Origin of the sequence: Halorussus lipolyticus, from assembly GCF_029338375.1 — an archaeon.
In the GTDB taxonomy this organism is placed as follows: domain Archaea; phylum Halobacteriota; class Halobacteria; order Halobacteriales; family Haladaptataceae; genus Halorussus; species Halorussus lipolyticus.
Genome location: NZ_CP119804.1, coordinates 721,645 through 747,825 on the forward strand (window position 1 = coordinate 721,645; position 26,181 = coordinate 747,825).

The 26,181-nt window shown below is 65.2% G+C and carries 25 protein-coding genes and 1 pseudogene; 11 read left to right on the top strand and 15 right to left on the bottom strand.

The window, feature by feature from the left end; genetic code table 11:
- Positions 1 to 162 precede the first annotated feature (162 nt).
- Entirely contained in the window at positions 163 to 1,485 is a 1,323-nt protein-coding gene (locus tag P2T57_RS03675) for a S8 family serine peptidase (protein WP_276301130.1), read from the top strand.
- A 20-nt stretch (positions 1,486 to 1,505) separates the two neighbouring features.
- On the opposite strand, the gene P2T57_RS03680 is transcribed toward P2T57_RS03675, so the two are convergent.
- Entirely contained in the window at positions 1,506 to 1,805 is a 300-nt protein-coding gene (locus P2T57_RS03680) for a HalOD1 output domain-containing protein (RefSeq protein WP_276301131.1), read from the bottom strand.
- A gap of 408 nt (positions 1,806 to 2,213) precedes the next feature.
- Here P2T57_RS03680 and P2T57_RS03685 point away from each other — a divergent pair, with 408 nt between their 5' ends.
- From P2T57_RS03685 to P2T57_RS03695, 3 genes are all read left to right on the top strand, one after another.
- Positions 2,214 to 5,276 (top strand): MMPL family transporter, encoded by a 3,063-nt coding sequence (locus tag P2T57_RS03685; protein ID WP_276301132.1) that lies wholly within the window; start codon positions 2,214 to 2,216, stop codon positions 5,274 to 5,276.
- Entirely contained in the window at positions 5,276 to 6,046 is a 771-nt protein-coding gene (locus P2T57_RS03690) for a TrmB family transcriptional regulator (RefSeq protein ID WP_276301133.1), read from the top strand. The genes P2T57_RS03685 and P2T57_RS03690 overlap by 1 nt, the downstream gene beginning before the upstream one ends.
- A gap of 104 nt (positions 6,047 to 6,150) precedes the next feature.
- Positions 6,151 to 7,176 (top strand): DUF7544 domain-containing protein, encoded by a 1,026-nt coding sequence (locus P2T57_RS03695; RefSeq protein ID WP_276301134.1) that lies wholly within the window; start codon positions 6,151 to 6,153, stop codon positions 7,174 to 7,176.
- 2 nt (positions 7,177 to 7,178) lie between these two features.
- Here P2T57_RS03695 and P2T57_RS03700 read toward each other — a convergent pair whose 3' ends face one another.
- From P2T57_RS03700 to P2T57_RS03720, 5 genes are all read right to left on the bottom strand, one after another.
- The gene (locus P2T57_RS03700; RefSeq protein WP_276301135.1) at positions 7,179 to 7,601 is read right to left on the bottom strand and encodes a DUF7552 domain-containing protein; all 423 of its coding nucleotides are present in this window, start codon (positions 7,599 to 7,601) and stop codon (positions 7,179 to 7,181) included.
- A gap of 81 nt (positions 7,602 to 7,682) precedes the next feature.
- Positions 7,683 to 8,513: a DUF7260 family protein gene (locus P2T57_RS03705; protein WP_276301136.1), complete on the bottom strand. Its 831-nt coding sequence runs from the start codon at positions 8,511 to 8,513 to the stop codon at positions 7,683 to 7,685.
- On the bottom strand, positions 8,510 to 8,956 hold the full coding sequence (locus P2T57_RS03710) for a DUF7552 domain-containing protein (protein WP_276301137.1): 447 nt from the start codon (positions 8,954 to 8,956) through the stop codon (positions 8,510 to 8,512). Before P2T57_RS03710 ends, P2T57_RS03705 begins: the two co-directional genes overlap by 4 nt.
- Positions 8,957 to 9,138: 182 nt before the next feature.
- A complete protein-coding gene (locus tag P2T57_RS03715; RefSeq protein WP_276301138.1) occupies positions 9,139 to 9,534 on the bottom strand; it encodes a thioredoxin family protein in 396 nt (131 codons plus the stop codon).
- Positions 9,535 to 9,798: 264 nt separating this feature from the next.
- Complete coding sequence (locus P2T57_RS03720; RefSeq protein WP_276301139.1) at positions 9,799 to 12,138, bottom strand: DEAD/DEAH box helicase; 2,340 nt, start codon at positions 12,136 to 12,138, stop codon at positions 9,799 to 9,801.
- A gap of 116 nt (positions 12,139 to 12,254) precedes the next feature.
- Between P2T57_RS03720 and P2T57_RS03725 the strand changes: the two genes are divergently transcribed.
- From P2T57_RS03725 to P2T57_RS03740, 5 genes and pseudogenes are all read left to right on the top strand, one after another.
- The gene (locus P2T57_RS03725) at positions 12,255 to 13,148 is read left to right on the top strand and encodes a hypothetical protein (protein WP_276301140.1); all 894 of its coding nucleotides are present in this window, start codon (positions 12,255 to 12,257) and stop codon (positions 13,146 to 13,148) included.
- A 135-nt stretch (positions 13,149 to 13,283) separates the two neighbouring features.
- Positions 13,284 to 13,403, top strand: a pseudogene (locus tag P2T57_RS20330) (DNA protection protein DPS); the annotation flags it as partial.
- A gap of 172 nt (positions 13,404 to 13,575) precedes the next feature.
- A complete protein-coding gene (locus tag P2T57_RS03730) occupies positions 13,576 to 13,719 on the top strand; it encodes a DUF2080 family transposase-associated protein (protein ID WP_276301141.1) in 144 nt (47 codons plus the stop codon).
- Positions 13,720 to 14,949 carry an RNA-guided endonuclease InsQ/TnpB family protein gene (locus tag P2T57_RS03735; protein WP_276301142.1) on the top strand — a complete coding sequence of 410 codons (1,230 nt, stop codon included), beginning with the start codon at positions 13,720 to 13,722 and terminating at the stop codon, positions 14,947 to 14,949.
- A complete protein-coding gene (locus P2T57_RS03740; protein WP_420028520.1) occupies positions 14,832 to 15,464 on the top strand; it encodes a ferritin-like domain-containing protein in 633 nt (210 codons plus the stop codon). Before P2T57_RS03735 ends, P2T57_RS03740 begins: the two co-directional genes overlap by 118 nt.
- Positions 15,465 to 15,593: 129 nt before the next feature.
- Here the strand turns inward: P2T57_RS03740 and P2T57_RS03745 are convergent, their stop codons facing one another.
- From P2T57_RS03745 to P2T57_RS03770, 6 genes are all read right to left on the bottom strand, one after another.
- Positions 15,594 to 16,535, bottom strand: a complete 942-nt coding sequence (locus P2T57_RS03745; protein ID WP_276301143.1) for an acyl-CoA thioester hydrolase/BAAT C-terminal domain-containing protein — start codon at positions 16,533 to 16,535, stop codon at positions 15,594 to 15,596.
- 205 nt (positions 16,536 to 16,740) lie between these two features.
- A complete protein-coding gene (locus tag P2T57_RS03750; protein WP_276301144.1) occupies positions 16,741 to 18,150 on the bottom strand; it encodes a cytochrome P450 in 1,410 nt (469 codons plus the stop codon).
- A 135-nt stretch (positions 18,151 to 18,285) separates the two neighbouring features.
- Complete coding sequence (locus tag P2T57_RS03755) at positions 18,286 to 19,314, bottom strand: DUF7972 family membrane protein (RefSeq protein WP_276301145.1); 1,029 nt, start codon at positions 19,312 to 19,314, stop codon at positions 18,286 to 18,288.
- Complete coding sequence (locus tag P2T57_RS03760; RefSeq protein WP_276301146.1) at positions 19,307 to 19,552, bottom strand: DUF4177 domain-containing protein; 246 nt, start codon at positions 19,550 to 19,552, stop codon at positions 19,307 to 19,309. Before P2T57_RS03760 ends, P2T57_RS03755 begins: the two co-directional genes overlap by 8 nt.
- A gap of 73 nt (positions 19,553 to 19,625) precedes the next feature.
- Positions 19,626 to 19,964: a DUF7521 family protein gene (locus P2T57_RS03765; RefSeq protein ID WP_276301147.1), complete on the bottom strand. Its 339-nt coding sequence runs from the start codon at positions 19,962 to 19,964 to the stop codon at positions 19,626 to 19,628.
- Positions 19,961 to 20,302 (bottom strand): ArsR/SmtB family transcription factor, encoded by a 342-nt coding sequence (locus tag P2T57_RS03770; RefSeq protein WP_276301148.1) that lies wholly within the window; start codon positions 20,300 to 20,302, stop codon positions 19,961 to 19,963. The genes P2T57_RS03765 and P2T57_RS03770 overlap by 4 nt, the downstream gene beginning before the upstream one ends.
- A gap of 100 nt (positions 20,303 to 20,402) precedes the next feature.
- Between P2T57_RS03770 and P2T57_RS03775 the strand changes: the two genes are divergently transcribed.
- On the top strand, positions 20,403 to 21,221 hold the full coding sequence (locus P2T57_RS03775; protein WP_276301149.1) for a CPBP family intramembrane glutamic endopeptidase: 819 nt from the start codon (positions 20,403 to 20,405) through the stop codon (positions 21,219 to 21,221).
- A gap of 1 nt (position 21,222) precedes the next feature.
- Here P2T57_RS03775 and P2T57_RS03780 read toward each other — a convergent pair whose 3' ends face one another.
- Genes P2T57_RS03780 through P2T57_RS03790 form a run of 3 tightly spaced genes read right to left on the bottom strand, consistent with a single transcriptional unit; the run spans position 21,223 to position 25,020 of the window.
- Positions 21,223 to 22,272, bottom strand: a complete 1,050-nt coding sequence (locus tag P2T57_RS03780) for an ABC transporter permease (RefSeq protein ID WP_276301150.1) — start codon at positions 22,270 to 22,272, stop codon at positions 21,223 to 21,225.
- Complete coding sequence (locus P2T57_RS03785) at positions 22,265 to 24,136, bottom strand: ABC transporter permease subunit (RefSeq protein WP_276301151.1); 1,872 nt, start codon at positions 24,134 to 24,136, stop codon at positions 22,265 to 22,267. Before P2T57_RS03785 ends, P2T57_RS03780 begins: the two co-directional genes overlap by 8 nt.
- Positions 24,133 to 25,020 carry an ABC transporter ATP-binding protein gene (locus P2T57_RS03790; protein WP_276301152.1) on the bottom strand — a complete coding sequence of 296 codons (888 nt, stop codon included), beginning with the start codon at positions 25,018 to 25,020 and terminating at the stop codon, positions 24,133 to 24,135. The genes P2T57_RS03785 and P2T57_RS03790 overlap by 4 nt, the downstream gene beginning before the upstream one ends.
- Positions 25,021 to 25,405: 385 nt before the next feature.
- Between P2T57_RS03790 and P2T57_RS03795 the strand changes: the two genes are divergently transcribed.
- Positions 25,406 to 26,149 carry a DNA-directed RNA polymerase subunit epsilon gene (locus P2T57_RS03795; protein WP_420028521.1) on the top strand — a complete coding sequence of 248 codons (744 nt, stop codon included), beginning with the start codon at positions 25,406 to 25,408 and terminating at the stop codon, positions 26,147 to 26,149.
- Positions 26,150 to 26,181: the final 32 nt, after the last annotated feature.

The window sequence follows — 26,181 nt, forward strand, 5'->3', positions numbered from 1 at the left end:
GAACTGACGGGGACTCGTCGTCGGCCCAGCGAACCCTCCGGAGAAACCCGGACCTATCGGTGGCTAATTATTTCCCGACCGAGAGTGCTTACTTATGTATGCCACAAGTAATGGAATGCCATACCAAAGATGTTATAAAGTAACATCCCAATTAAATCTCTTATGGCCGGTTACAACCGACGGTCGTTCCTCAAGCTCAGCGGTACAGCACTCGGCGGCATCGCGGTCGGCAGTTCCGTCACTGCCGCGGCGTCCACCGAGCGATTCCTCGTGGACACGGCGAAGACCTCCCAGTCCGAGGTCGAATCAGCGGGCCTCGAAGTCGTCCACGACCTCCACGAAATCAACGTGCTGGTCGTGAAGGGGTCGGAGTCCGACGTCGAATCGCTCGGCATCGACTACGCCGCCGACAGCGCCTACTCGCTCGACCTCCCCATCGAGCGAGAGTCGCCCATCACGGCCGAGGACGCGAGCGACGAACCCGCGTACCCGATTCAGTGGGACAAGCAGGCCCAGAACATCCCGGAAGCCCACGAAATCACGCGCGGTGAGGAGACCCGCGTCTCCGTCATCGACACCGGTGTCGCGGCGGGCCACCCGGACCTCGAACACGCCGTCAACGAGGAGCTTTCGCAGGACTTCACCGGCGACGGCTACGGTGCGGCGGGTCCCTACGGCGGCTACCACGGTACCCACGTCGCAGGTATCGTCGCGGCCGACGACCAGAACGACGCCGGCGTCGTCGGGAGCGCCCCCGGTACCGAAATCGTGGACTGCCGGGTCTTCTCGCCGAGTTCGCTCGCGTCGTTCGCCGACATCCTCGCGGCAATCGTCTACAGCGTCCGCATCGGTTCGGACGCCGCCAACCTCAGCCTCGGCGCGTACCCCTCCACCCGGAAGGGCCAAGGGAAGTTCTACGGCAAGGTCCTCAACCGGACGACGACCTACGCCAACAATCAGGGCACCGTCATCGTCGTCGCGGCCGGTAACGACGGCGCTGACCTCCAGCACGACGGCAACGTCGTCAGCCTCCCGGCAGAGGCCGCCAACGTGATTTCGGTCAGTGCGACCGGTCCCATCGGCTTCAACTGGGGCGGTGAGGGTCTCGAATCGCCGACCTACACGCCCGCGAAGTACACCAATTACGGCACCAACGCCGTGGACATCGGCGCACCCGGTGGCAACTACGACGCCGAGTTCCCCGCCGGCTGGTACTACGACATGGTGTTCAACACGGTTGCCATGCCCAACTTCGACGACGAGGGCAACTACCTCGGTGCCACCTACGACTACTCGTGGATTGCCGGTACGTCGATGGCCGCACCGCAGGTCGCTGGTGCCGCCGCGCTCGTCCGGAGTCAGAACCCCGGTCTCAACGCAAACGAGGTCCGCCAGACGCTGGAGAACAGCGCGGACGAAGTTGATGAGTTCGACAAGGCCTACTACAGTTCGGGCGTGCTGAACCCCTACGCCGCGCTGAAGTAGACCGAACGTTCAACCGTTTTTTACTGGCCGCTCGCTGAGTCGTCGGGAGCGCCGCGTTCGTCCTCGTCGGCGGACCGGACGGTGATTCGCTCCGCGTCGAGAACAGTTACCTCGTACCCGGAGTAGGTGAACCGCACCCGAGGAGTCCCTGCTCTCGTCCACTCGCGCCCGAACAGTCGGTTCAACGCGTCCGGGTCGATGGCGCGGTGGAGCGGCGTGTCGATTTCGACCGGTGTGACGCCTTCGGCCTCGGCCACCGCCTCGACGACCGCCGTACTCACCTTTCGGTCGTCGCTGAGGGCGGTTCGAGAAACTGGCATACGTCTCTATTGGACACGCCCCGCTCTAAAAGGTGTCGAGCGAAGCGCGATTTGCCGGAAAGAAGGCGTCTAGTGGTCGATTCGGCCCGTTTGACGGTGCGTCGTCGCTCGATACTGACGGACGACCGACTGGTTTCGAGGTCGTGTCGAACCGCCGGGAATCGAACGCGCGTAACAACGCCACGTGTTCATTTGAAAAGTATATTTCTATGTTTTAGACGTATATAGGGTCATTTGAATTATTGGAATATTTCCTCGACTGCTCGCGTTCGGTCTCGGCGTTTGCCGGAGTTACCATCTCCACGGGGCGATTTCGAATCCGAGACCTTTATGGCCGAGCTGTTAGTACCCTTCTAACAACACCGCTGATAGTATGTTCCTACAAACAGCACCGCAGGGGGTCGTCGCGTGAAGGCGAGCGACCTCTTTGCGGCCGTCACGGAGTACAGTCGCGGAATTATCGCGGTTCTCCTCGTCCTGACCGTACTGGTCGGGGCGGGCGCACCGATGGTCGGCCAGTCGTCGTCGCTCGAGCAGTTCCAAAGCGACAGTACGGCCGCCGAGAAGTTGGACTTCATCGAGTCGAACTTCGCTTCGGGCGACCAGAACAGAACGTCAGTACAGCTAATCGTCCGGGACGAGGACGGAAACGTCCTCTCGAAGGGCGCACTAATCGAGACGCTCGAACTCCAGCAGTCGCTCCGGAACAACCGGACGATAAACCAGACGCTGGCGAACAACACCCCGACTTCCGGGGTGGCGAACATCGTCGCCACCGTGGCGATTCGCCAAGAGCAGGCGACCGAACTCCGCGAGGAGGGCGCGGCGCTCCGCCAGAAGCGCGCGAAACTCAACGCCACGGCCGGCCAGCTTTCCGACGCGCTGAACCGGACGCGAGAGATTCAGCGCCAGTACGACCAACTGAACCGGTCGCGCCAGCGCGGTCAAATTAACGACTCGGCTTACCGCCAGCAAGCGAGTCAACTCGACAGTCAGCTTCGCCAGATTCGGAGCGGCGTGGACCAATCCCTGACCGACACGCAGGCCGCTCGATTCACGCGGCTGATGAGCCAGACCCGGACGCTTCAGGGGCAACTCGACACGCTCAACGCCTCGCTGGCCGCGGGCGAAATCAACCGCTCGACCTACCGCGAGCGCGCCGCACCGATTCAACAGAGCTTCGAGCAGACCTACACGAAGGGTCTGCCGGGCGTCCTCCGCGGGGAGTTCGCCGAACTTCGAGAACAGGGCACGCAGTTGCAGGAGCAACGCGCGCAGTTGCAGAACGCTTCCGCGCCGACCCTCTCGGAGCAAATCGAACAGCTTCAATCGATGAACGAGTCGGAAGTCGAATCGCTCGTCGGGTCGGTCCTGACCGAGGGCGGTAACGGTCCCGCCGAGCAGGCCTTCGCGTTCATGCCGACCTCCTACGAACCGGGTAGCACCGAGGCCGACGCGACGATGCTGGTCGTCTTCCAGACCCAGCAGAGCGAGACCGTCCAAAGCATGGCCTCCTCGACCATCGTGGAGTCCCAGACCGCCATGCAGACGCTCGCCCAGCAGTCGATAGACCGCGACGTGCTGGTCTTCGGGTCCGGCATCATCAGCGAGGAGACCGACCAGTCGATGGCCGACAGTATCGCCATCGTCGGCCCGATGGCCCTGCTGTTCGTGGTGATAACTCTCATCATCGCGTACCGGGACCTGCTGGACATCCTCCTCGGGGTGTTCGGCATCTTCGCGGTCCTCGTCTGGACCTTCGGGTTCATGGGTTGGGCAGGCATCACGTTCAACCAGATTTTCATCGCGGTGCCCGTCCTCCTCATCGGTCTCTCCATCGACTACGCGATTCACGTCTTCATGCGTCACCGCGAGGAGCGCGAAGAACACGAAGGCGAGAGCGTCCGTGAAGGCATGTCGGTGGCGCTGGCGAGCGTCGGCGTGGCGCTCGTCTGGGTCACGGCGACGACGGTCATCGGCTTCATGTCGAACCTCGTCAGTCCCCTGCCGCCGATTCAGGACTTCGGTATCGTGAGTTCGGTCGGCATTCTGGCGGCGCTGGTCGTGTTCGGGGGCCTGATTCCGGCCCTGAAGGTCGAAATCGACAGTCTCCTCGAATCGAAGGGCTTCGACCGCCAGAAGCGAGCGTTCGGAACCGGCGGCGGCGCGCTCGGGTCGATGCTGTCGGTCGGTGCGACTGCGGCGCGCAAGGCCCCCATCGTGGTGTTGGCGCTGACGCTGGTGCTGTCGGCCGGTGGCGCATACGGCGCGACGCAGGTCGATACCAGTTTCTCTCAGAGCGACTTCCTCGCCGAGGACCCGCCGGGGTGGATGAAGGACCTGCCCGAACCGTTCGCGCCCGGCACCTACACGGCGAAGGCGAACCTCGAGTACGTCAACGAGAACTTCCTGCGACAGGACTCGCAGGCCCAAGTTCTCATCGAGGGTGACGTGGCGAGCGCGTCAGCCTTAGAGCAAGTCCAGTCGGCGCGCGACTCGGCCGCCGAGAAGGACGTGGTGGTCGTCCTCTCGAACGGCGAACCCCGGATTCAGAGTCCGCTCTCGGTGATGTCGCAGGTCGCGGCCGAGAACGAGACGTTCAACGCGACGCTTCAGTCTGCGGACACCGACGGTGACGGCGTGCCCGACAAGAACGTCGAACAGGTCTACGACGAACTCTACGAGGTCGCACCCGACCAAGCCGAGGGCGTCGTCGCCCGCGAGGACGGCGAGTACACCGCGGTCCGGATGGTCGTCTCGGTCAAGGGCGGGGCCTCGTCGTCGGCAGTCACCGAGCAGATGCGCGAAGTTGCCGATGGCGTCGAAGGCGACGACCTGACCGCCACCGCGACCGGTCAGCCCATCGTCTTCGAAATCGTCCAAGACCAACTGCTCGATACGGTCATCCAGAGCCTCATCATCACGCTGGGCGCGACGTTCGGCTTCCTGATGATAGCCTACCGACTCGCTCACGGGAGCGCCACCCTCGGAGCCATCACGCTCCTCCCGGTGGCGTTCAGCGTCTCGTGGATTCTCGGGACGATGTACCTGCTGGGGATGCCCTTCAACGTCCTGACGGGGATGATTACCAGCCTCACGGTCGGGTTGGGCGTCGCCTACAGCATCCACCTCAGCGAGCGGTTCACGCTGGAACTCGGTCGGCGTGACACTATCTGGCAGGCGATGCACGAGAGCGTCACCGGAACCGGCGGCGCGCTGTTGGGAAGCGCGGCGACGACCGTCGGCGGGTTCGGCGTCCTCTCGTTCGCCATCCTGCCCGCGCTCCAGCAGTTCGGCATCATCACCGGCCTGACCATCATCTACGCCTTCCTCGCCAGCGTGCTGGTGCTTCCCAGCCTGCTGGTGCTGTGGACGCGCTACCTCGGGCCGGGCGAGACCGGCGAGGCCACGACCCAGACCGCCGGTAGCCCGGTCGCAAACAGCGGCGCGACGGAGGTGGGAGAGGACTAATGGACGAACCCGACGCCATCGAGGCCCTCGAAAATCTGGGTCTCTCGAACTACGAGGCCAAGGTTTTCACCGCGCTCCAGCGACTCGGGACCGGCACCGCCCGCGACGTGCATCGGGCGACGGACGTGCCCCGGTCGCAGGTCTACGGTGCGGCCGAGTCGCTCCAAGAGCGCGGTCTGGTCGAGGTCCAGCAGTCCAAGCCCATCCAGTACCGGCCCGTCAGCCTCGAAGCCGCCCGGTCGCACCTCCGAGGAGAGTTCGAGCGCACCAAGGAACGCGCGTTCGACTACCTCGAATCGGCCCGCGAACAGCGTGGCGAGGGCGACGAGGAGCGCGAGGACATCTGGACGGTCCACGGTCGGACCAGCATCGACGGTCGGGTCGAGCAACTGCTGGAGGAGGCCGAACACCGGGTCGTCTTCGGCGTCGGGCGGGACGCCCGCGGTCTGACCAACGAACTCGCGGACCTCATGCGCGAGCAGGCCGATTCCGGCGTCGAAGTGGTCGTCATCGGCGACGAGGCGCTCGGCGAAATCTTCGCCGACAGCGACGTGCAGGTCGTCCAAGTCCCGGCCGACCACCCCCACGGCGACGACCCGGTGGGTCGGGTCGTGGTCGTGGACGCCGAGACGGTCCTGCTGAGCGTCCGCAACCAGCGCGACAACGCGGAACTCGACGACGAGACAGCCATCTGGTCGTCCCGGACCGGCATCGCCGCGGTCCTCATCCAACTCATCGACGGCGGCCTCGGCGAAGCTGTATCGGTGTAGGAAACGAGAATATTTACTTTCCGATTATTTTTCTTGCTTTCGAGTAGATTTTCGTTTCTCACACTCCCCCGACAGTTTTCTCGGTCGGCCGTGTACCCCCTGACATGTCGTGGTACGCAGTCGCTGTGCTGGACGACGCCTTCGACGCGACGAAGGCGTTTCTGACCCCGCTCGATGCTCGCCAATGGCTCAAACTCGCGCTGGTCGTCTTCTTCCTCGGTAACGCCGGCGGAGGAGGCGGCGGCTCCTCTGCCTCTACGGGGAGTTCGACCAGTCCCGGAACTCCCGGCGGCCCGCCGGGACCGACCGGAATCGAGACCGACCTCCCCGCCGAATTCGGCGAGTTCCTGCCGATACTCGTCGGGGTCGTCGCCGTCGCGCTGGTGGTCGGCCTGCTCTACGCGCTGGTCGGGTCGGTGATGGAGTTCGTCTTCGTGGAGTCGCTTCGCAGACGGCGCGTCCGGATTCGGGACTACGCGGGCCAGCACACCGGGCAGGCCGTCCAGTTGTTCGTCTTCCGGGTGTTGCTCGGGCTATTGGTCGCGCTCCCGGCGCTCGGGGTAGTGGCGGGCGTCCTCTCGCTCGCGGGAATCGCCCCGGCGCTTCCGGTCGGCCTGCTGGTGGTCCTCGCGCCGCTGTTGATACTCGTCGGCATCGCCGTCGCAATCGTAGACGGTTTCACGGTCAACTTCGTCGTCCCCGTGATGATTCTGAAGAACGTCGGCGTCGCCGCGGGGTGGAAGCGATTCTGGCCGACGCTGACCCGCGATTGGAAGCAGTACGGCGTCTACGCGCTGGTCCGGGTCGGCCTCTCGTTCGCCGTCGGCGTCCTCGCGTCGATAATCGGCGGCGTCGTCGGCGCGGTGCTGGTCGCGCCGCTCGTGGTCGTCGGGATTTTCGCCGTCCCCGCGCTCGGCGGCCCGGCCGGACTGCTGGCGAACCCGCTCGCGGTGGCCGTCGCGGTCCTGCTGGTGCTGTCGTACTTCGTGCTTCTGACCGCCACGCTCGCGGTGGTCTTCGTGCCGGTCCAGACGTACCTCCGGTACCACTCACTGCTGGTACTGGGCGACACCGACCGGGATTTCGACCTGATTCCGGAACTCCGCCGGGAGATTCGAGACGCCGGGTGAGGTCAGAGTTTCGCGTCGAGTTGCCACGCCACCGACCCGTCGTCGAGCAGTTCGCCGTCCCGCCGGACGTGGACCACGGGCGCGTCGTCCATCCGAAGCCACTCGCGGTCGGTCTCGCCCGACAGCGAAATCGACCCCGAGGACCGCCCGATTCCCGCCGAATCGTCGTCCAGTGCGAGGGGGTCGGCACCGCGCTCGGTCGCCACGATGGGGATGTTTTCGAGGTGCGGGTCAACTTCCCGGAGGAGCGTGCGGTACTCACGGACGAGTTCGACGGCCTCCTCGACGGCGGTCGCCGAGGGAAAGGACTCGCCGCGCACCGGGACCGGGCGTTTGCCAGACAGCGGACAGACGACGGCGAAATCGCCATCGGGGTCGGCCAAGTCGGCTATCCGCTGGTGGAGGTGTTCGAGACGGTCTGTCATGGGGGTTCGGTGGGAGACGCCAGCGGAGTCGCTAAGAGGTTTCGGAATCGCCATTGGTAGAGAGAATGATAGGTAGGACTTTCAGACCCGAGCGCAGAGATGGCTCCGGACCGCGCGCTGGCAGTCGGCGAGCGCGGCGTCGAGTTCCGCGAGGTCGGCGAGGACGGGGTAGTCCGCCTCGAACTCGCCGTAGAGGTGGTCCAGCAGTTCCGACTCCCGGATGCCGGTCAGGCCGTCGTTCTGAGTGCCCCGAACTGCGGACTGGCGCTCGTCCGCGAGTCGGTCGCAGGTCTCGCGGAAGGACGCCAACCGGTCGTGGCGCTCCCGTAACTCCTCGAAACCGAGTTGGAGGAGGGGCGTCTCGTCGGCGTCGGCGAGCCACTCGGTAATCGCGTCGAGTTCGTCGGCGACCTCCCGGATTCGGTCGCGCTCGGCCCCGATGGCGTCGGCCAGCAGTCCGACCTCCTTCCGGCGGGCCTCGATTCGGGAGACGAGTTGTGCCTTGAGTCCCGGCGCGAACCCACCCGCCGCGGGAGAGAGCGCCGCGGCCAGTTCGGCGGACAACTCGTCGGCCATCGCCTCCGAGAGCGTCCCGGCGTCGGCGTAGGGCAGGACCGTCTCGGTGAAGGCCTCGCGGACGGATTCGGCGGCGCTGGCGCTCGCGGTTCCCGTGGCGGTCCCCACGGCGAGCGTGCTTCCGGCGGACTGGCCGAGTCGGCCGTTCGCCGAGGCAGTCGCACCGCCGCCCTGCTGGCCCGCGTCGGCCGAGACTTCCCGGACGCGCTCGCCGAACTCCTCGAAGGCCGTCGCTTTCTCCTCGATTCGGTCGCGTTCGGCCTCGGCGCGCTCGATTGCGTCGGCGGTCCGGCGTTCGACCGTCGTCGTTTCGGCACTCGTCTGTTTGAGAGTCATAGCTTGGAATCGAGTTGGCGCTCGACCGCATCGTCAGGGAGCGGTTCGCCGTCCTGCCGGACGTGGACCACCGGCGCGTTGTCCATCCGGAGCCACTCGTGTTCGCCGTCGCCGGAAACCGTGACCGACCGCTCGGTCCGGGGCAGACCGTTCTCGCGCTTCTCCTCGGTTCGCTCGCGGGTCGAGACGATGGTCAGGGGGTTGCCGGACTGCTCGTAGACGGCGAAGCGATGCTCGGGGAGTTCGGGGTCGGTCTCGCGGAGGCGACTCCGGTAGGTGCGAGCGAGTTGGGCGGCCTCCTCGGCGGCCTCCTCGGAGGGGAATCGCCGGCCGGTCAGCGGCGCGGGGCGCTCGTCGGTCTCGGCGCACGCGACGTAGAAATCACCGTCGTCGGTGGCGCACTCGGCGATTTGGCGGCGGAGCGCTTCGAGGGAGTCGGACATGGTTTAGGTCAGCCTAATCTAAGTTAGGTCGGCCTAAAAGGTGTTTCGGATAGGCGAGTGTACATCCTGAGTATTTCTAAAACGAACAAAAACAATGTGTATGAAATTGAATATGTGGTTCGGTGGTAGCAGTCGTTCTGCCGGAGGCCGGACCGTCCCGACTCCGACCCAACCGATGGCGCTCAGAGGACCGTGTACTCCTCGACCAGTTCCACGAGGTCGGCTTTCTCGACGTGGCCCTGAATTCGCTCCTCGCACTCGCCGTCGGCGTACACCTCGAACGTCGGCGTGGACTCGATGCCCTGCTCCAGCGCCAACTTCTGGTGATGCACGACGTTCACCTTCGCCACCCCGGCGAGCGTCTCGTTTGCGACCGATTCCACGATGGGGTGGAGGCGCTGGCCGGCACCGCGGTTGGCGTAGTAGTGGACCAGTACGACCTCGTGGGCGGCCACGGTCTGCTCGAAGTTCTGCGAGCCATCGACGTACACCGGCGCAGAGGGCGCTCCGAGGCCGTGTTTCTGCATGAGCGCTTGCTTCTTGCGCTCCCGCACCTCCGAGAGGTCGTCGTCCTCCATGCTAGTCGGGGGTTACACGGCACGTGACTTAATTTTACGGTGCTTTTCTCGGACGTGATAATTCTGACTGGGTGTTTTAGGGGGTTGTGGGAGTTGGATTCGTTTTGATAGCCGGCAGAATCGTAGCCGTGAACGCTTCTTCAAGCCCCACCCGGTCGCTCAGCGACATGCCGGCGCGCTCTCCGCACCACTCGCGCGCCGATAGAGATTGCTGAGACAACCGAGCGCGCCCCGGCGGCCCGCTGGGGCGCGCTTTCGGTGAGGCTATTCCCCAGAATCGGCGTCGGTGTCGGTCAGTTCTTCAAGCAGGAACCGGGCCTGCTCCTTGTCCAGCGGGTCGTTCGCGTTCCCGCAGTGAGGAGACTGCACACAGGCCGGGCACCCGCCGGCCTCGTCGCAGTCGCAGGCCCCAATCATCTCCGCGGTGTTTGCCATCAGGTCCTCGACAGTCCCGTAGCCCTCGCGCACGAGGCCCACGCCGCCGGGATAGCCGTCGTAGATGAAGATGGTACTTCGGCCGGTGTGGGGGTGCATCGGCGTCGAGAGGCCGCCGATGTCCGCCCGGTCGCACAGCAGTTCGAGGGGGAACAGCGAAATCATGCCGTGTTCGGCGGCGTGGATGCCGCCGTTGAAGTCGCCCCGCGAGCGCATCGTCTGCTCCACGTCGTCGGGCACCGTGAAGTACAGCGCCTTGGTCCGGAGCGAGATTTCGGGCATGTCCAGCGTCTCCCTGCCCAGCGTCTCGCCCGACCGGTCCCGGCGCTCGAACCCCGTAATCTGCTTGCGCATCGTCACGTCGGCGAACCGGACCGGCACGTCCTCGCGGGTCGAGAGGGTCTTTTCGCGGATGTCCTCCTCGACGGTAATCTCCTTCTCGTGGAGGACCTTGGTGTGGTAGTCGGCCCACGTCGGGGAGAGTTCCGCGACCTGTTTGCTCAAATCGAGGTCCACGACCTCGTAGGACTGGCCCTGATGGTGGTAGATGGCTCCCGGATGAGCGTCGGTCAGGGCGTCCTCGAAGGGCAGACTCGCAATCGTGTCGTCGTTCCGGCGGTCCAGCAACTCCACTTCGCGGTCGTCGATGGAGCGCAGACTCATCTCGTGCTGGGGACTCCCCTCGCCGTCGTAGGTCCAGCGCAGGCCGTCGTCGGTTAGCCTGCTCTCCAGCAGACCCTCGGATTCGAGGTCCGCCACGAGGTCCGGGAAGGAGTCGCCGAAGTAGTCGCTGTCGTCGGGCGAGAGCCACGTCTCGCGGGCCGCCGAGACGACGTGATTCGGCAGGAGTTGGTCGTTCTCGGGGTTGACCACCGCGCGCTCGGGATTCCCGGCGAAGAAGTCCTCGGGGTTGGCCATCAGGTACTGGTCGAGTTGGTCCTCGCCCGCGACCATCGCCACGAGACTCGGGTCGTCGCCCCGGCCGGCCCGCCCGGCCTGCTGGAAAGCCGCCATCCGGGTGCCGGGGTAGCCGTCCAACAGCACCGCGTCGAGGCCCCCGATGTCCACGCCGAGTTCCAGCGCGTTGGTACTCCAGACGCCCCGGACCGACCCGGAGTTCAGGCCCTCCTCGATTTCCTTCCGGCGGTCGTTCTTCAGCGCGGCCTGATACGCCGTCACGTCGGGCGCGAGGTCCCCGCGACCCCGCTCCCGGAGTTCCTTCGCGCTCTCCATCGCCCACTGCTCGGCGGCCTGCCGGGCGCGGGTGAAGGTCAACGTCTGGTGGCCCTTCGAGACCAAATCCGCGAAGACGCGCTTGGTCTCGGCGTGACTCGACTTGCGCCGGCCCGAAGTCCCGGCCTGCGGATTCTCGTACTCCGGCGGGTTCCAGAGCAACCAGTGGGTCGGCCCGGTGTCGCTGGTGTCCTCGTCTATCAGGCAGAACGAGTCCGGGTCGGTCCCCGTCACGCTCGCGGCGTGTTCGACCGGATTCCCGATGGTCGCCGAACAGCAGACGAACTGCGGGTCGGAGCCGAATCGGTCGCAGATTCGCCGAAGCCGACGCAGAACCAGCGCGACGTGGCTCCCGAAGACGCCTCGATACTCGTGAACTTCGTCCAGCACGACAGTCTCCAATCCCTCGAAAAACCAGTCCCAGAGGCGGTGGGCGTGGGGCAGGAGCGCGTAGTGGAGCATATCGGGATTCGAGAGGACCACGGTCGGTCGCCGGTCCCGAACCTCGCGCTTCTCGGACTTGCTCTGTCGCCCGGTGTACTGCTCGACCGAGACCTTGCTCCCGAATCCGAGGTCTCGCGCCAACGCCGAGAGCGTCTCGTCTTGGTCGTTGATGAGCGCGTTCTGGGGCGCGACGTAGAGCGTTCGCCCGCCGTGGTCCATCGCTCGCTCGAACGCCGGAACGGTGTACGCGAGGCTCTTTCCGCTCGCGGTCGGCGTTGCGAGGACGACGTTCTCTCCTCGTCGGACCGCCTCGATGGCCTCGGCCTGATGGCGGTAGAGGCCGTCGATGCCCCGCTCGTCGAACGCGCCCGCCAGTCGCGCTTCGAGGTCCACGTCGCAGAACTCGCCGTCTCGGCCGAGGAGGGTCCGGTGGCTCTCGATTTGGGCGTCGTAGTAGGGCCGACCTCGGAGCCAATCGATGGTCTCGTCCACGAGTCGGCGATAGGGTCGGGGTGCCTAACCGCTTTCGCCGCACAGCGAAAGTGAACGCCGGGACGGCCCGCAGACGACCCAAAACTTATTCCAACCATGGCTGAAATTCGGTACCAATGACACGTCCTCGGAATCGCCGCGCCCTCCTCCGGACCGGCGTCCTCGCTATGGGCGGCCTCGCCGGGTGCATCGGCGGCCTCGGCGAAGGCCCGGCCGAAACCACGAGCGAGCGCCGGACTGCTACCGGTGACGACTCCTCGGCTACCGTCGGGACCGATAAACCGGCCGAGACCGACACCGCGACTGCCGGGCCGTCGGCGGTCGAGTTCGTTCCGGTCGGCGTCCAGTCGTCGTTTTTCTACTGCCCGTCGCCCGATTCGGTCGCCGTCGTCACCGCCGAGGAGACCCAATTCGCCTTCGTACAGGTTCGACCCCAGACCGACTCGCCCCCGCCGAGCGACTTCTCGGTGGTCGCCGACGGCCGCCGGTTCTGGGGGACGCTCGCGCCGGGCGACGTGGCCGGGCCGCACCGAGTGTACGAACTGGGGTCTGGCTACCACTCCGGCGAGGTCGAACCCGGATGGGTCGCGTTCGAGGTTCCCAATCCCCTCGACGCCGACGACATCGCGCTGGCGTATCAGGACCGGCGCGAGTCGGTCGGTGCCGGCCTCGCCGCGGACCTCCGGGAACCCCCGGCCGAGTTCGGTCTGGTCTCGTTCGACGCACCGGAAACGGTCGCCCACGACGAGACGTTCGAGGTATCGCTGACCGTCGAGAACGTCGGCGAGAGCGCCGGCGTCTTTCGAGCGTCCCTGAACCAGTTGGGTCCGACCTACGCTCCCTATCCCGCCGAACTCTCGGTCCCGGCCGGCGAGCGACGTGAGGAGACGTGGTCGTTCGGTGACCACATCTCGGCCGAGACTGACGAGATAGTTCTCCGACTCGAACTGCCCGCCGACCGGAGACGGGCCAACGTCGAAGTGGTCGGCGGAACCACCGTCGAGAAATAATCGGCGGAACCACCACCGATGAGCCCGAAACGGTGTTTGTAATCTGGGAAGAATAATTAAGCGTTTGAAAGTCGTGTCCCCCGTCGGGGGAGATTCGAAACGGCAGACGACGAACGCCGACACGGTTCCGGGAGCGTCGAACCGGGAGATACGAGCAAGCGAGTGGGAATGGAAGTTCTCAAAGAGCGCGGACTCGACCCGGAGGAACTTCGGGAGCGACTCATCGACGCCATCGGCGCGGAGTTCAGTACTTTTACCTAAAAAACAGGCGCTAATGCCCGGTCCTCAAGGAGCAACGCAGGCCGAAGGCCGAGTAGCGCAGTAGGGCGGGGATACAGCGCCGTCATCGTCTCACAGACACTCTGCACGACAGGCCCACAGGCCAACCGACACGTTTATCAGCCCCGACAATGTATCTACATTGTACATGGGGCAGTTCACAATCAACGGCCACGAAGTCGTGGACGGCGACGTGAAAGCCACCGGCAACGGCGCTCATGTCTACGTCCCGAAACGGTGGCGTGGCGCGGACGTGAAAGTCGTCCGCACATCCGACCCTACCGACGAATAGATGAACTACAACTACAGGTATCGAATCCGACCGTCCGATGACCTCCACAAGCGGTTAACGTGGACTGTCGATACCTGTAGACAGGTCTACAACCACTTCCTCCACCGCCTCAATAGACACGACGATACCTCGTCGTACTCCGAGCAGAAGCGCCTGCCGGGCTTGAAAGACTGGTGGACTGACCTGCGAGACGTTCACTCGAAGGTGTTGCAGAAAGTCGTCCAGCGGTTGTACGACAACCTCTCGACGCTCAAAGCCCGGAAGCAGAACGGCTACAGCGTCGGGGAGTTAAAGTGGAAAGCACCGGGCGAGTACCAATCGTTCACTTACAGTCAGTCCGGCTTCGAACTCAAAAACACGAGTGGTCGGACTCGACTCTGGCTCTCGAAGATTGGTGATATCCCCATCACATTTCACCGCAACCTGCCCGACGACGCTACCATCAAAACCGTCACGGTCAAACGCGAACCCACCGGCAAGTGGTACGCCGTCCTCGGCGTCGAAACCCCCGACGACCCACCCGAGAAACCCGACAAAGTGACTGACGCAGTTGGCATCGACGTGGGTATTCTGAAATACGTCCACGACAGCGATGGAACTGCTGTTGAGTCGCCGGACCTTTCCGACGAACGCGAGCGGTTGGAACGCGCCCAACGCAACCTCTCGCGGAAAGAACACGGCTCGAACAACTGGGAGGAACAACGCAAGACGGTCGCTCGACGCCACGCCGGTTTGAAGCGCAAGAGACGTGATTTCTTGCACAAACTCTCGGCGTACTACGCCCGCGAGTACGACCTTGTGGCTGTCGAGGACTTGGACGCGAAGGGACTGGTCGAACTACCGGGCAACTCTCGAAACCGCGCCGGGGCCTCGTGGGGGACGTTCCTCCGAATGCTCGAATACAAGTGCGAACGCGAAGGAACGTACTTCGTCGCCGTGGACCCCCGAGGCACGACCAAAGAGTGCGCGTCGTGTGGCGTCGAGACGGACAAGCCGTTGTGGGTACGCGAGCATTCGTGTCCGTCGTGTGGGTTCGAGGCGGACAGAGACGCGAATGCGTCGTGGAACATTCGTTCTCGCGGTTTCGACAACGTAGGGACGGGCTGTCCCGAATCAACGCCTGTGGAGACTGCGCTCCCTACGGACACCGATTCGGTGTCTGCAAAGCGCGTCATCGAAGCAGGAAGCCCCACCCTCAAGGAACGAACCGCGTCAGCGGTGAGCGAATAGGGTGGGGAGGAAGTCACTACTACACCAACCTCCGGATGCACCTCGCGGGCCACGAGGACTACAAGGAAATCACCGAGGACGCGCGACTGGAGGACCGCGCGCACTTCGAGTTGGTCGCGCCCCGCGTCTACGAACTCGGCGGGTCGCTTCCCAACGACATCGGCGACTTCATGGGTCGGGCGTCGTGTCCGCACGCCGAACTGCCGGCGTCCTATCAGGGCGAGGGAGCGGCCGACATTAGTGAGGGTGCCGACGCCGAGGAGATTCTGGAGGTTCTACTCGAAGCAGAGCGGTGCGCCATCCGGACGTGGGCCGAAATCTGTGACATGACGCAGGGCAAGGACCCCCGGACCTACGACATGGCCAGTCGAATCCTGCAAGAGGAGATAGAACACGAAGCGTGGTTCGTGGAACTCCTCTCGATGGAGCGCGACGGCGAGGCCAACCCGGCGGGCCACTTCGTCCGGGGCGAAGCGCCCTACTCGACCAACCGCCGCATCAACGACTCGGCGTAGCGACTGACCGCGGAAACCGGCGGTTCGGCGGCCGACCGCCGAGAGACGCCGCGTGACGACCGAGCGTCCGGTGACGACTGCTGTCGGGGCACTCGGTGGTTTTTGACGGGCAACTGCCCGGCGGATTTCCTACCGGCGAGCACCCGGTGAACTGTCCGGCGACGAGTGGCCGCCGAGGCCCCGACCGAGATAGTCGAGCGTGGCCTGCCATGCGTCCGCCGCGGCGCGGGCGTTCGCCCCGTGGGTCCCGCCGAGTCGGTGGGTGGCGTCGGGATTCGTGCGCCCGTCGGGTCGGTAGGGCGTCCGAATCGCGTGGCCCGCGTCGGGGAAGACCAGATGCTCTGCGGGCCACGAGTGGTCGGCGAGACGGTCGTCCGCGACTCCCGCGAGGTCCGCCGAGGGCCAGATTGCGTCGTCGCCGCCCGAAACCAGCAGGACCGGCCCGTCGATGCGTTCGACCGGAATCGCGGCCTCGCGGAGTTGCTCGTCGGTGGCGTTCTCCACCGCGAGCGTCGAGGCGTCTACGTCGTCGTTCTCCACCACGTCCTCGAAACCGTCCTGTTCGGCCGTCACGAGTTCGTCCACCGGGAGGTAGGGAATCACCTCGCCGTCGAGGGTCCACGCCGGGCCTTCCTCCTCGACGCCGGGCATCCACGTCGGTGCGGGGAAAGTGTAGCCGCTGGCCGAGTAGGCGACGATTGCGCCCACTCGGTCGAAGTGCGCGCCGGTCAGCATCACGGCCTCGCCGCCGCGCGAGAATCCGACCGCGCCGACGCGCTCGCCGTCTACTTCGGGTTGGTCAACCAGCCAGTCGATTGCGCGCCCGAAGTACTCCAGCGGGATGCGGTCGAGGCCGTCGGGGCGGCCCGGCCCGTCGAAGTACTCGACGCAGAAGGCGGCGTAGCCGTGGTGCGCGAGGCGGCGAGCGTAGTGGCGTTCGTAGCCGCCACCGCCGCCAGACCCGTGGACGACGAGGAGACCGGGGTGCGGGCCACTGCCGAGGCCCGCGAACAGGGTGCCGGTCAGGTCGTCGCGGCGAACGTCGCGGGTCGGAACGAGGTCGGCGCTCATGGTCGAAGGTGGTATCACGACGCCGATAAATCCCGCCGGTTCCGGCGGTCCGGCGGGAAGACGACGCGCTTTGCCGTTGTGGCGTTGGAAAGATATACAATGCTTTAGGAAATCCAAATGCTTCTAAAAGAATTATATGGATATTCAAAGGAATTATTATTCTGTCTACAACGGCCGTCCGCGTGAACGACGCCGGTCCCCGCGGCTACTCGGCGGGCGACTCGACCGACTGCTCGGCCGGTGCCCGTCGCTCGCGCCACTCCTCGCGCTCGTGAACCTTCATCTGGACGGGCTTTTTGGGTCTCGCGGTGATGCTCATTCGGAGGTCCAGACTCGGCCCCGAGACCTGTTCGAGGTGGAACCGCTGGAGAATCGTCGCCAGCACGAGGCGGGCCTCCAGCATGGCGAACCGGTCGCCGATGCACCGCCGGGGTCCGGCCGCGAACGGGAAGTACGCGAGTCGGGGCAAAGACTGCTCGAAGTCGCCGGTCCACCGCTCGGGCCGGAAGGCCATCGGGTCGTCGTACCACCGGGGGTCGCGGTGGACGACGTGCTGGCTCATCCCCACCGTCTCGCCCGCCGGAATCCGGTAGTCGCCCACCCGGTCGTCTTCGACCGGTTCGCGGACGATGCTCGGCACCGGCGGGTAGAGGCGCATCGACTCCTTGACGACCTGTTCGAGGTAGGTGAGGTCCGGCAGGTCGCGGAAGGTCGGCGTCTTCGAACCCAACTCGTCGTCCAACTCCTCGACCAGTTTCCGCTCCACGTCGCCGTGCTGGGCCAGCAGGAAGAAGGTGAACGTCAGCGCCAGCGCGGTGGTCTCGTGGCCCGCCAGCAGGAGCGTCATCACCTCGTCGCGGACCTGCCGCAGACTCATCCCCTCGCCCTCGTCGTCGCGCGCTGTGAGCAACATCGACACCACGTCCTCGTCGGTCGGGTTGCGCTTTCGCTCCTTGATGATTCGGGCCACGACGCGGTTCAGGTCGGTGACGGCCGTCTCGAAGCGCCGGCGCTCGGGCGTCGGCACCTGCTCGGGGAGGAGGTCGGCGTAGGAGAACTCCGAGGCCTTCATCACGGTTTCCAACGCCTCGCCGACCTCCTCGGACTCGTCGCTCAGGTCGATGCCGAACATGGCGCGTCCGATGATTTCGAGCGTCAGCGCGGTCATGTCCGAATGCACGTCTCGGACCTCGCCCGCCCGCCACCGACCCATGTGGTCCTCGGTCACGTCGGTCATCATCTCGGCGTAGGTCGAGATGCGGTCGGGGTGGAAGGCGGGTTCCACGAGGTGGCGCTGTCGCCGCCAGAACTCGCCTTCGGCGTTCAGCACGCCGTTCCCGAGGACCGGCCCGAGCGTCTCCTGAAACAGTTCGCCCTTGACGTAGTTCTGGTTGTTCTGGACCAGCACGTGTTCGACGTGTTCGGGATTGGCGAGGTTGTACATCCACCCACCGGGGACCTTCCAGCGCACCACGTCGCCGTACTCGCGGTGGACCCGGCGCTCGAAGCCGAACGGGTCGCGGGCGTACTCCGGCAGACTTCCGAGTACCGGAAGACCGTCGGGTCCGGGTGGCGTGCGTCCTCCTCGGGGCGTCTCTCCCCCTCGGTGTGTCATGAGTTCGGCTACGGCCCGGACGCCCAAGTAGCCCGCGTTAAAAACGAGGTACAACAAGAATCGGGTTCACCGCTACCGCGGTACTCCGGCGGCGATAGCACCGTCCGGCGAAGCACGACGCCGACGAAACGTGAGTCACTCCTGATACGACTGCCGGAGGACGAACGGGCCGATGGCCAGCGTGTGCTTGGCCACCATCACGATTCGCAGGATGAAGGTCAGAAACAGCAGGAAGGGGACGAGCGTGACGGTGAACGCGGCCCCGACGACCCACGTGATGTTCGGGACGCCGAGCGTGACCCCCGGAAAGGTCTTCGCGCCGACGAACGCCAGCATCGTCCCGGCCACGACCAGCGCCGGGACTGCCGCGTAGAGGATGTACCGCGAGAGGTCCACGAGTTCCCACTGGAAGTAGAGGGTCTTGATTTGCTCGCGGGCGGGGCCGAACATCGTCAGCGCGGTTTCCAAGTCGTGAAACGCCTCGTCGTCCTCGTCGTCCAGACTGTCCGAGAACTCCTCGGTGATGCGCTCGATTTGGTAGATTTTCCACGAGTAGTTGTAGTCGAGCGCCGCGCCCAACACGCCGAAGGTGCCGAACTGCGTGTCTTCGAGTCTCCGCATCGTCTTGTCGGCATTCTGCCGAAGGCTGTCGAGGAGTTCGCCGACTTGCCGACGTAACTCGTCGTCGTCGTTGTCCGCGAGTTGCTCCTCCAAGTCGTCGGCCCGGCGCTCGTTGGCTTCCAGAAGTTGCCCGAGGAACTTCGCGGGGTCGGCCTCCGGCGCGGACTCGAACAGGTCGGTCGCGTAGGTCCGGAAGTCCATCGCGTCGCTCATGCGCTGGCGCTGGTCGCCCAGCGGCCCGTTCTCTTGGGAGATGACGAGTTGGCTGATGGTGACGACCAGCGTCGTCCCGGTGATGACGGTGCCTATCATAGTCGAGAACATGGTTTCGATGGTGTCGGCCGACTGAACTGCGGTCTGCAGTGAGGGGAAGGCCACGGTGCTGACCGCGACGAACGCGCCGAAGACGGCGACAGCGAGCAGGCCGGTCACGGCGAATCGGTTTCCGCCCAGCAGAAACCAGTCGTAGAACCGGTTCAGGCCGACGCGCTCGCGGAGGGTGTTGGCGGACCGAATCTCGTCGGAGTCGCCGGACTCACTCATCGTCGGTCTCGAAATCGGTGGTCGTCTCGTCGCTCCCGCCATCGTCCCCGTCGGCGGGGCGTCTGAACACGAGGAACTTGGTCCCGCCACCCACGTAGTCGATGGTCTCGTCGAGTTCCCACCCCTCGTCGGCGGCCTCGTTCAGGACCGACGAGGGGTCGCGGGCCTCCTTCTGAGAGGTCTCGCGGGGCGGTTGGACGACTCGGTACTCCCACTGCTGGGGCGCGTCAGCGTTCATCCTACGGAACTGACGGGAGTCTACGGGCTAAACGTGGTGGCCCCGCCGACGACGCAACCGGAGAGCAAACGTCTCAGTTTCGCGTTCGGAGTCCATAGAGGATCGACGCCATTCCCCCGACCTTGCTGGTCTGGGTCAGGAGAGCTATCGGCGTCTCCCCGATAGCTGGCACTGCGAGGTAGACCAAGAACAGTCCAGCGGGCACCCCGACGATCAGCACGAACCCGAGGGCGACGAAGAACATCGGCCGGCTCTGGTGGTCGAGATACCCCCGGAACGCAATATAGCTGATAACGAGGCCCAGCAAGACGCTCACGGCCTCGGTGAACGCTACGAACCCGGATACTGCCTCGGGGACCGCGACCTGCAACGGACCGCCTGCGAGCGACACCGCGGCGAGGACGCCGGTCATAGTTCCTCCACGAGCCTGACGAACCGCTCGGACATGCTCTCGCCGCCCGAGACGACGACTTCGACGCCATCGTCGGTGAACTCGAACGAGACGCGTTCGAGGTCCGAACTGTACACCTTGTGGTGGTGGCCGTCGTCGTCCACGTGCATGGTTTCGGTCATCATATCGTATCTCTGGAGCGCTTCGAGTCGGCGATAGACGGTCGGGGTCGAGACGCCGCACCGGTCGGCCAGTTCGCGTGCCGATAGTGCCTCGGTCCGAGCCTCGACCAGCATCTGACGCACGGTGGCGTTATCCAGCAACGCCGCCACGTCCGACACGTCGCTCTCCTCGCTCACGGTGAATACCTCTCCTATGAGAACATAAAGCGACACGGCCGACTACACGCGATGAAGTCGGTCCCTATCGGTTAAGACTGAAGGGCGAATATCAGTCGGTATGGAAACCAATTATGACGAAAGCGTCGGTCGCACACGAGGAGGTGGGTCTCTCATCGGGCGAACACTTCGGGTGTTCGCCGTCTCGCTCGTCGGCATCGCCGGCCTCGGAATCAGTCTCTACTTCGGCGACACCCTCCCGCCGATTCCGGAGGTGTCGCCGACCGTGGCCGTCGCGCTCTCGCTCGTCACGCCGGCGATACTGCTGTTAGTCGCGTCTGCTGTCGGCGCGTTTTGCGCGCCCCGAGTGGGCCTCCGGTCGCACATCGCCGGTGTATCCGTCGAGCGAGCGACGGAGACGAACGGTGTGACCGGAGGAGTCACCGCGGAGGCCCGCCACGCGATTCCGTGGGGACTGTTCGCGGGCGTCCTCCTCGTCGGACTCGACGCGACGTTCGCGGCGGTCACCGACCTGTCGCTCGCAACCGGGGGGTCCACGGTCGGAGCGGTCATCGCTTCGCTCCCGATGCGGTTCCTTTACGGAGGTATCGCCGAGGAAGTGATGCTCCGGTGGGGGTTCATGGCGTTGCTCGCGTTGGTCATCGCCGGCGTCGCCGGACAGGGCCGGACCCCGAGTCGAGGAGTAATGTGGACGAGCATCGTGGTCAGCGCCGTGGTCTTCGGTCTCGCCCACCTCCCGGCCGTCGCGCAGACTGCCGGGCTGACACCCCTGATTGTCGCCCGGACGATTCTTCTGAACTCGGTGGGCGGAATACTCTTTGGCTGGCTGTTCTGGCGCGACAGCCTCGAAGCCGCGATGGTCGGTCACGCGAGTGCCCACGTGATTCTCGCATCGAGCGCGTTCGTCGTAGCGCTCTGAGCTACGAACCCAGTCCTCGCCGTGCCACCAACTGCCGGAGGACGACGAACGCTGTGAGCGACACCGCGAGATAGCCGACCACCGAGAGGTGGGTCAACCGGGTCGGACTCCCGATGGCCAACTTCGCCACCGCGTTGGCGGGCGACTCGGGCAGGAGGTAGGTCGAACTGAACACGACCAGCACGCCCATCGAGAACAGGAACTGGGCCTGCTTGCGCTCCCGGAAGGCCAGCGCGGCGGTCGCACCCATCGTCACCACGCCGACCGAAAAGCCGGTCACGAGGACCAGAATCTCCACCGGATTCGCTATCGTCGTCCCGTTGAACGACAACAGCGCCAGCCACGCCCCGGCCTGCACCGGCGCGAGGACGCCCATCGCCAGCATCTTGCCGTCCACGATGTCCACGCTCGTCAGGGGCGTCACCCGCAGGAGTTCCAGCGTCCCGCGGTCGTACTCCTCTGCGATGGCGTCCACCGCGACGCTCCCGCTGACGAACACCGGCAGGAAGGTAAGCAGGGGCACCAGCACGGTGTAGGTGAACCCGAAGTAGGGACTGGACGACGAGTCCGGCGGCAGTTCGACCGGTTGGCGTTCGAGGCGATGGCTCAGACGCTTTCGCTCGGACCGCTCGAAGGCCTCCAGCACGCCCTTGATTTGGGTCACGACCAGCGTGGTCCTGACGTTTCCATCGGGGGCGACTGCCCTCACGCGCGCCCGCCCGTCGGGCGTACGTTCTACTTCAAGTACGGCGTGAATCACCCCCCGGTCGAACGCGCGCCGCGCGGCGGCGTCGTCGCCGTACTCGACTGCGCGCCACCCGTCTTGCTCCTCGATGACCGGCACGAGGTCCTCGCGGGCCTCGCCGGTCACGCCGAAGTTCACGACGAACTGGTTCGAGACCGAACCGGGGTCGTAGAGCGAGACCAACCCGACCGCGAGGAAGGACGAGAACGCCGCGACGAACAACTGGATGAGGATGGCCAGCACGATGGTCTTCTCGCTCCGGAGCGACGCCAACTCGCGCTTGGCGACCGTCAGGCGCTTACCCAAGGTAACTCACCACCGTTAGGTTGTAGACAGCGTGAAGTAGCGTCGCCACCACCAGCGTCCCGGCGTACCAGTTTCGGTTGCGGGTCGCCCCGACCGCACTGATAGTCGTCGTGACAGTGTGAAGCGCGAGCGGTGCGAACAGCAGGCCGACCAACACCAGCGGCGAGGTTTCGACGCCGAGACCGGTCACGGTGCCGAACGCGGCCTGCCCGAGTTCGAGGTTCGGCAGGCCGACCAACTGGGCCACCGCGGTCGCCTTCTCGCCGAGGAAGAAGCCCAGTCCCGAGAGGAACCCGAGAGTCGCCGCGGACCGGAGGGTCCGGTCGAATCTGTCGTGGGCGATTCCGGCGTAGACGTGGACGCTCTTTGCCACCTCCTCGACCAGCGCGATGGCCACCAGCAGGACCGGCATCGACAGCGACACCGGGAGCGCAAAGAGCAGGGCCACCGCCAACAGTTCGCCGACGAAGACGAACGGAATCGAGAGCGCGCTCAGTTTGACCATCGAGCGCCGTCCCGAAATCTGGCTGTCGAGGGCGTCGAGGAATTTGAGGGGGACCGGGCGCTGAGTAAACATGTCCTCCTCGCGGTAGACGCCGGCACCGAGCGCGAACAGCACGCCCGCCGAGAGGTAGAGTGGCCCGGTCGAGAAGGCGTACTCGCCGAGCGAGAACGCGGTGCCTCGCAGGGCCTTCACCACGAGCGTCAGGGGCGAGATGGCCGCGACCGGGTGGACGTTGGTGAAGATTGCCGGGATGAACGCGTAGGATGTCAGGAACACCGAGAGCGTCACCGTGACGAAGGTGAGTTCCTTGAACGACCGGGCGAACATCCCGCCGACGAACGCCGACGCGAGGAACAGCAGGGCGATGGGGACCACCGCGGAAACTGCGGCCGCCGCGGTGGAGGCGACCGCCATCGCTCCCTCGGCGGCGGGCGTCAGCACCGCGATACCGACCGCCGTAATCGAGGCGATGGCAATCATGCCGGTGAGGTACGGCAGGGTCTTGCCCGCGATGATGTCACCCCTGCTCACCGGCGAGACCAACAGGAGTTCGCCGCGCTCGTTGATTCGCTCGTCCAGAATCGTCGAAGCGTAGGCCTGAATCACGAAGTTCATCGGGAGGACGAACGCGAACGCCAGCACCAGCGACTCGAAGGGGAAGGGCGGCGCGATGTCCGAGGGGGTGCCGCCGCGGGCGTTCCCGCCGAACAGCGACCCGCCGCCGCTCCCGACCGAGGGGGCCTGCACCGGGCCGTCGCTCTGGCCCGTCCCGGCCCCCGGCGCGGTGGTCGCTCCGGGCGAGTCCGCGCCGTCGGGTTGGCTTCCGCCACCGCCGAGGCGCTTTTGGTCCTCTCGGGTCGTGCGCCGGGTTTCAGGGTCGGAGCCTGCGCCGGTCGGATTGAGACCGGTCTGCTCCTCGTAGCGCACCGAGACCGACACTGGGAAGGCGGCGGACTGGTCGGACTCGCTGGCCATCAGGCCGTCGTTGTAGCGTTTGACGGTCTTGCGGAACTCGGCCACTGCGGCCTCGCCCTTCCGGGTGTCGTCCCACAGAATCTCGCCAGTTGGACAACCGGGTGTCTCGTCGGTGCAGACGACCACATCGGCGGCGTTGCGGTCCGGTTCGACCGGGACGAACGTCGGGTCGTCGGCGACCGGTTCGTAGTAGGGACTGTCGGGCGAGACGCCGATTTTGTAGATGCCGTCGTCCAAGGTGACGCCCTTCTGGGCGACCATCGGGGTCAGCGCGCCGACCGCCAGCAGGACCGCGAGACCGACCGCGAGCGTCCGGCGGTCGAGTTGGCCCGCGTTCTTCGAGACCTCCCAGCGCGCGATGCGGAGGGTCTTTCGCAGGTTCACGGTCGGCCCTCCACGTCCGGCGAGTTTTCGGCGAGGTCGAGGAAGATGTCTTCGAGGCTCGGGGTGTGAGTCTGGATGTCGGCGACTTCGCCACCGGCCGAAGCGGCGAGTTCGCGGGTCTCCTCCACCGCGTCCATGCTCTCGACGGTGCGCCGGAAGTGGCCATTCTCGCGGACCGACCCCTCGACTTCCACGGTAGTGTAGACCCGGTACTCGGTCCGGCCGTGTTCCTCGCGGATGTTCTCGACGCTCCCGCGGGCGACGATTCGACCGTCGTTCATGACCGCCACGCGGTCGCAGATGCTCTCGACGTGGAACAGGTTGTGGGCGCTGAAGACGACGGTCTTGCCAGATTCGGCGAGTTCGCGGGTGAACTCGATGATGTAGTTGGTCGTGAGAGGGTCGAGGCCGCTCGCGGGTTCGTCGTAAATCAGAACCTCGGGGTCGTTGACCAGCGACCGGGCGATGGCGACTTTCCGGGTCATCCCCTTGGACATGTCGCCGATTTTTCGCTCGCGGTGTTCCAAGTCGAGGCGGTCCAAGGTGTCGTGGATTCGCTCGTCGGCCACGTCGCCCGGCACGTCGTAGAGGTCCGCGAAGAACTGGAGGTAGGAAATCGCGGTCATGTCCTCGTAGAGCGGGGACTCCTCGGGCAGGAAGCCGAGGTGCTTGCGCATCTCGGGGTCTTGGGCGTCGTACCCCGCCACGCGGGCGGTGCCGCCGGTCGGTTCGACCAATCCGGCGAGCATCTTCAGCGTCGTGGTCTTGCCCGCGCCGTTGGGACCGATGACGCCGAACACTTCGCCCTCGGGGACCGAGAAGGTGCTTCCCTCGACGGCGGTGAACCCGCTGTAGGTCTTCCGGAGGTCTTCGACTTCTATCATCTAATTATTCGGGTGTGTTCGCCGGGGGAACTTGGTTTTGTGGTTCCCTCCGCGAAAGCAACCGCGCCGTCGGTCCGCGAGCGTCCCGTCGGCCCTCACCCGAAATAATTATTTATATTTGTATTATAGTTTCTTAGAATTCTATAACAATGATATAGTTGTCTATACTTTGGTGCGCGTCGTGAGTGGGACAACCGGCGTGGTCCTCGACTACCCGTCCTCGACTCGAACGGCATCCTCGGAGTTCGTTTAAGTGCTTCTGGCGACAAGGGATAGATACGAGGGAAGACGGCCTCGTTCTGTCGGACCAAATCCCATAGCCCCGGCTTCGAACCGCGGGGAACACATTTAACCCACTCCCGCCGAGTACGTGGTACTGATACCGATGACCGAGGGGTGGACCGACTCACTGCCGGCGTGGCAGTCCGAGTCTCTCGCAGACGACCCAGACGCCCAGCGACCGCTGAGCCAGCGTCCCGGAGACGGCGCGGTGGCGCGGGCCGACCTCCAGCGCGACCAGACCGTCCGGAAGTGGGGTCCGGTGACGCCGAGCGCGACCCAAATCGGCCGGGCCGAGTCGCCCGACGCCGACCTCTCCGACAGCGTTCGGCGACTCCACGAGGAGCGCCACTCGGCGATGGCGGGCCACAGCGCCCGGATGCACCGCCTCGACAAACTCCGCATCGCTCACGCGCTCTGTAACGACCTGTCGCTGACGCCGTGGCAACGCGACAGGGTGGTGGGCGTCATGTCGGACCTCGATTTGACCGCGTTCGGAAGCCAGCGCGCGATTCCGAAGGTCGCGCTGGTGGTCATCCGCCACGTCGTGGACCGCGAGCGCGAACACTATCTGGGTCTCCACGACGACGAGTGGATTCGGGGCCTCTCGCCCGAGCGCCTCGAAAGTCTCTACGACCAGTTCGACTCGATTTCGGACGAGGACCGATTCGAGGAGCTACTGTCCAAGCACGACCTGAACGTCACGAGTCTGAACCGACTCCGGCGGACGCTCAAAGATCAACTCCGAGAGCAGGGGCTTGAGGAGGCCGTTTACGGCCGGAACCCCCACCGCGACCCGAACCTGCCGAGCGTCGAGGCCCGGCGGGCCGACGAAGCACACGAACAGTAGACGACGGCGAGAACGAGCGAGAGGCTACGGGA

What these genes read in the sequence shown, in the direction of transcription:
- P2T57_RS03730 (WP_276301141.1), top strand. Translation starts at nt 13,576, where the DNA reads ATGGGGCAGTTCACAATCAACGGCCACGAAGTCGTGGACGGCGACGTG.
- P2T57_RS03745 (WP_276301143.1), bottom strand. Translation starts at nt 16,535, where the DNA reads ATGAGCGCCGACCTCGTTCCGACCCGCGACGTTCGCCGCGACGACCTG.
- P2T57_RS03700 (WP_276301135.1), bottom strand. Translation starts at nt 7,601, where the DNA reads ATGACAGACCGTCTCGAACACCTCCACCAGCGGATAGCCGACTTGGCC.
- P2T57_RS03755 (WP_276301145.1), bottom strand. Translation starts at nt 19,314, where the DNA reads ATGAGTGAGTCCGGCGACTCCGACGAGATTCGGTCCGCCAACACCCTC.
- P2T57_RS03790 (WP_276301152.1), bottom strand. Translation starts at nt 25,020, where the DNA reads ATGATAGAAGTCGAAGACCTCCGGAAGACCTACAGCGGGTTCACCGCC.
- P2T57_RS03775 (WP_276301149.1), top strand. Translation starts at nt 20,403, where the DNA reads ATGGAAACCAATTATGACGAAAGCGTCGGTCGCACACGAGGAGGTGGG.
- P2T57_RS03695 (WP_276301134.1), top strand. Translation starts at nt 6,151, where the DNA reads ATGTCGTGGTACGCAGTCGCTGTGCTGGACGACGCCTTCGACGCGACG.
- P2T57_RS03680 (WP_276301131.1), bottom strand. Translation starts at nt 1,805, where the DNA reads ATGCCAGTTTCTCGAACCGCCCTCAGCGACGACCGAAAGGTGAGTACG.
- P2T57_RS03705 (WP_276301136.1), bottom strand. Translation starts at nt 8,513, where the DNA reads ATGACTCTCAAACAGACGAGTGCCGAAACGACGACGGTCGAACGCCGG.
- P2T57_RS03760 (WP_276301146.1), bottom strand. Translation starts at nt 19,552, where the DNA reads ATGAACGCTGACGCGCCCCAGCAGTGGGAGTACCGAGTCGTCCAACCG.
- P2T57_RS03765 (WP_276301147.1), bottom strand. Translation starts at nt 19,964, where the DNA reads ATGACCGGCGTCCTCGCCGCGGTGTCGCTCGCAGGCGGTCCGTTGCAG.
- P2T57_RS03725 (WP_276301140.1), top strand. Translation starts at nt 12,255, where the DNA reads ATGACACGTCCTCGGAATCGCCGCGCCCTCCTCCGGACCGGCGTCCTC.
- P2T57_RS03715 (WP_276301138.1), bottom strand. Translation starts at nt 9,534, where the DNA reads ATGGAGGACGACGACCTCTCGGAGGTGCGGGAGCGCAAGAAGCAAGCG.
- P2T57_RS03795 (WP_420028521.1), top strand. Translation starts at nt 25,406, where the DNA reads ATGACCGAGGGGTGGACCGACTCACTGCCGGCGTGGCAGTCCGAGTCT.
- P2T57_RS03710 (WP_276301137.1), bottom strand. Translation starts at nt 8,956, where the DNA reads ATGTCCGACTCCCTCGAAGCGCTCCGCCGCCAAATCGCCGAGTGCGCC.
- P2T57_RS03750 (WP_276301144.1), bottom strand. Translation starts at nt 18,150, where the DNA reads ATGACACACCGAGGGGGAGAGACGCCCCGAGGAGGACGCACGCCACCC.
- P2T57_RS03675 (WP_276301130.1), top strand. Translation starts at nt 163, where the DNA reads ATGGCCGGTTACAACCGACGGTCGTTCCTCAAGCTCAGCGGTACAGCA.
- P2T57_RS03690 (WP_276301133.1), top strand. Translation starts at nt 5,276, where the DNA reads ATGGACGAACCCGACGCCATCGAGGCCCTCGAAAATCTGGGTCTCTCG.
- P2T57_RS03735 (WP_276301142.1), top strand. Translation starts at nt 13,720, where the DNA reads ATGAACTACAACTACAGGTATCGAATCCGACCGTCCGATGACCTCCAC.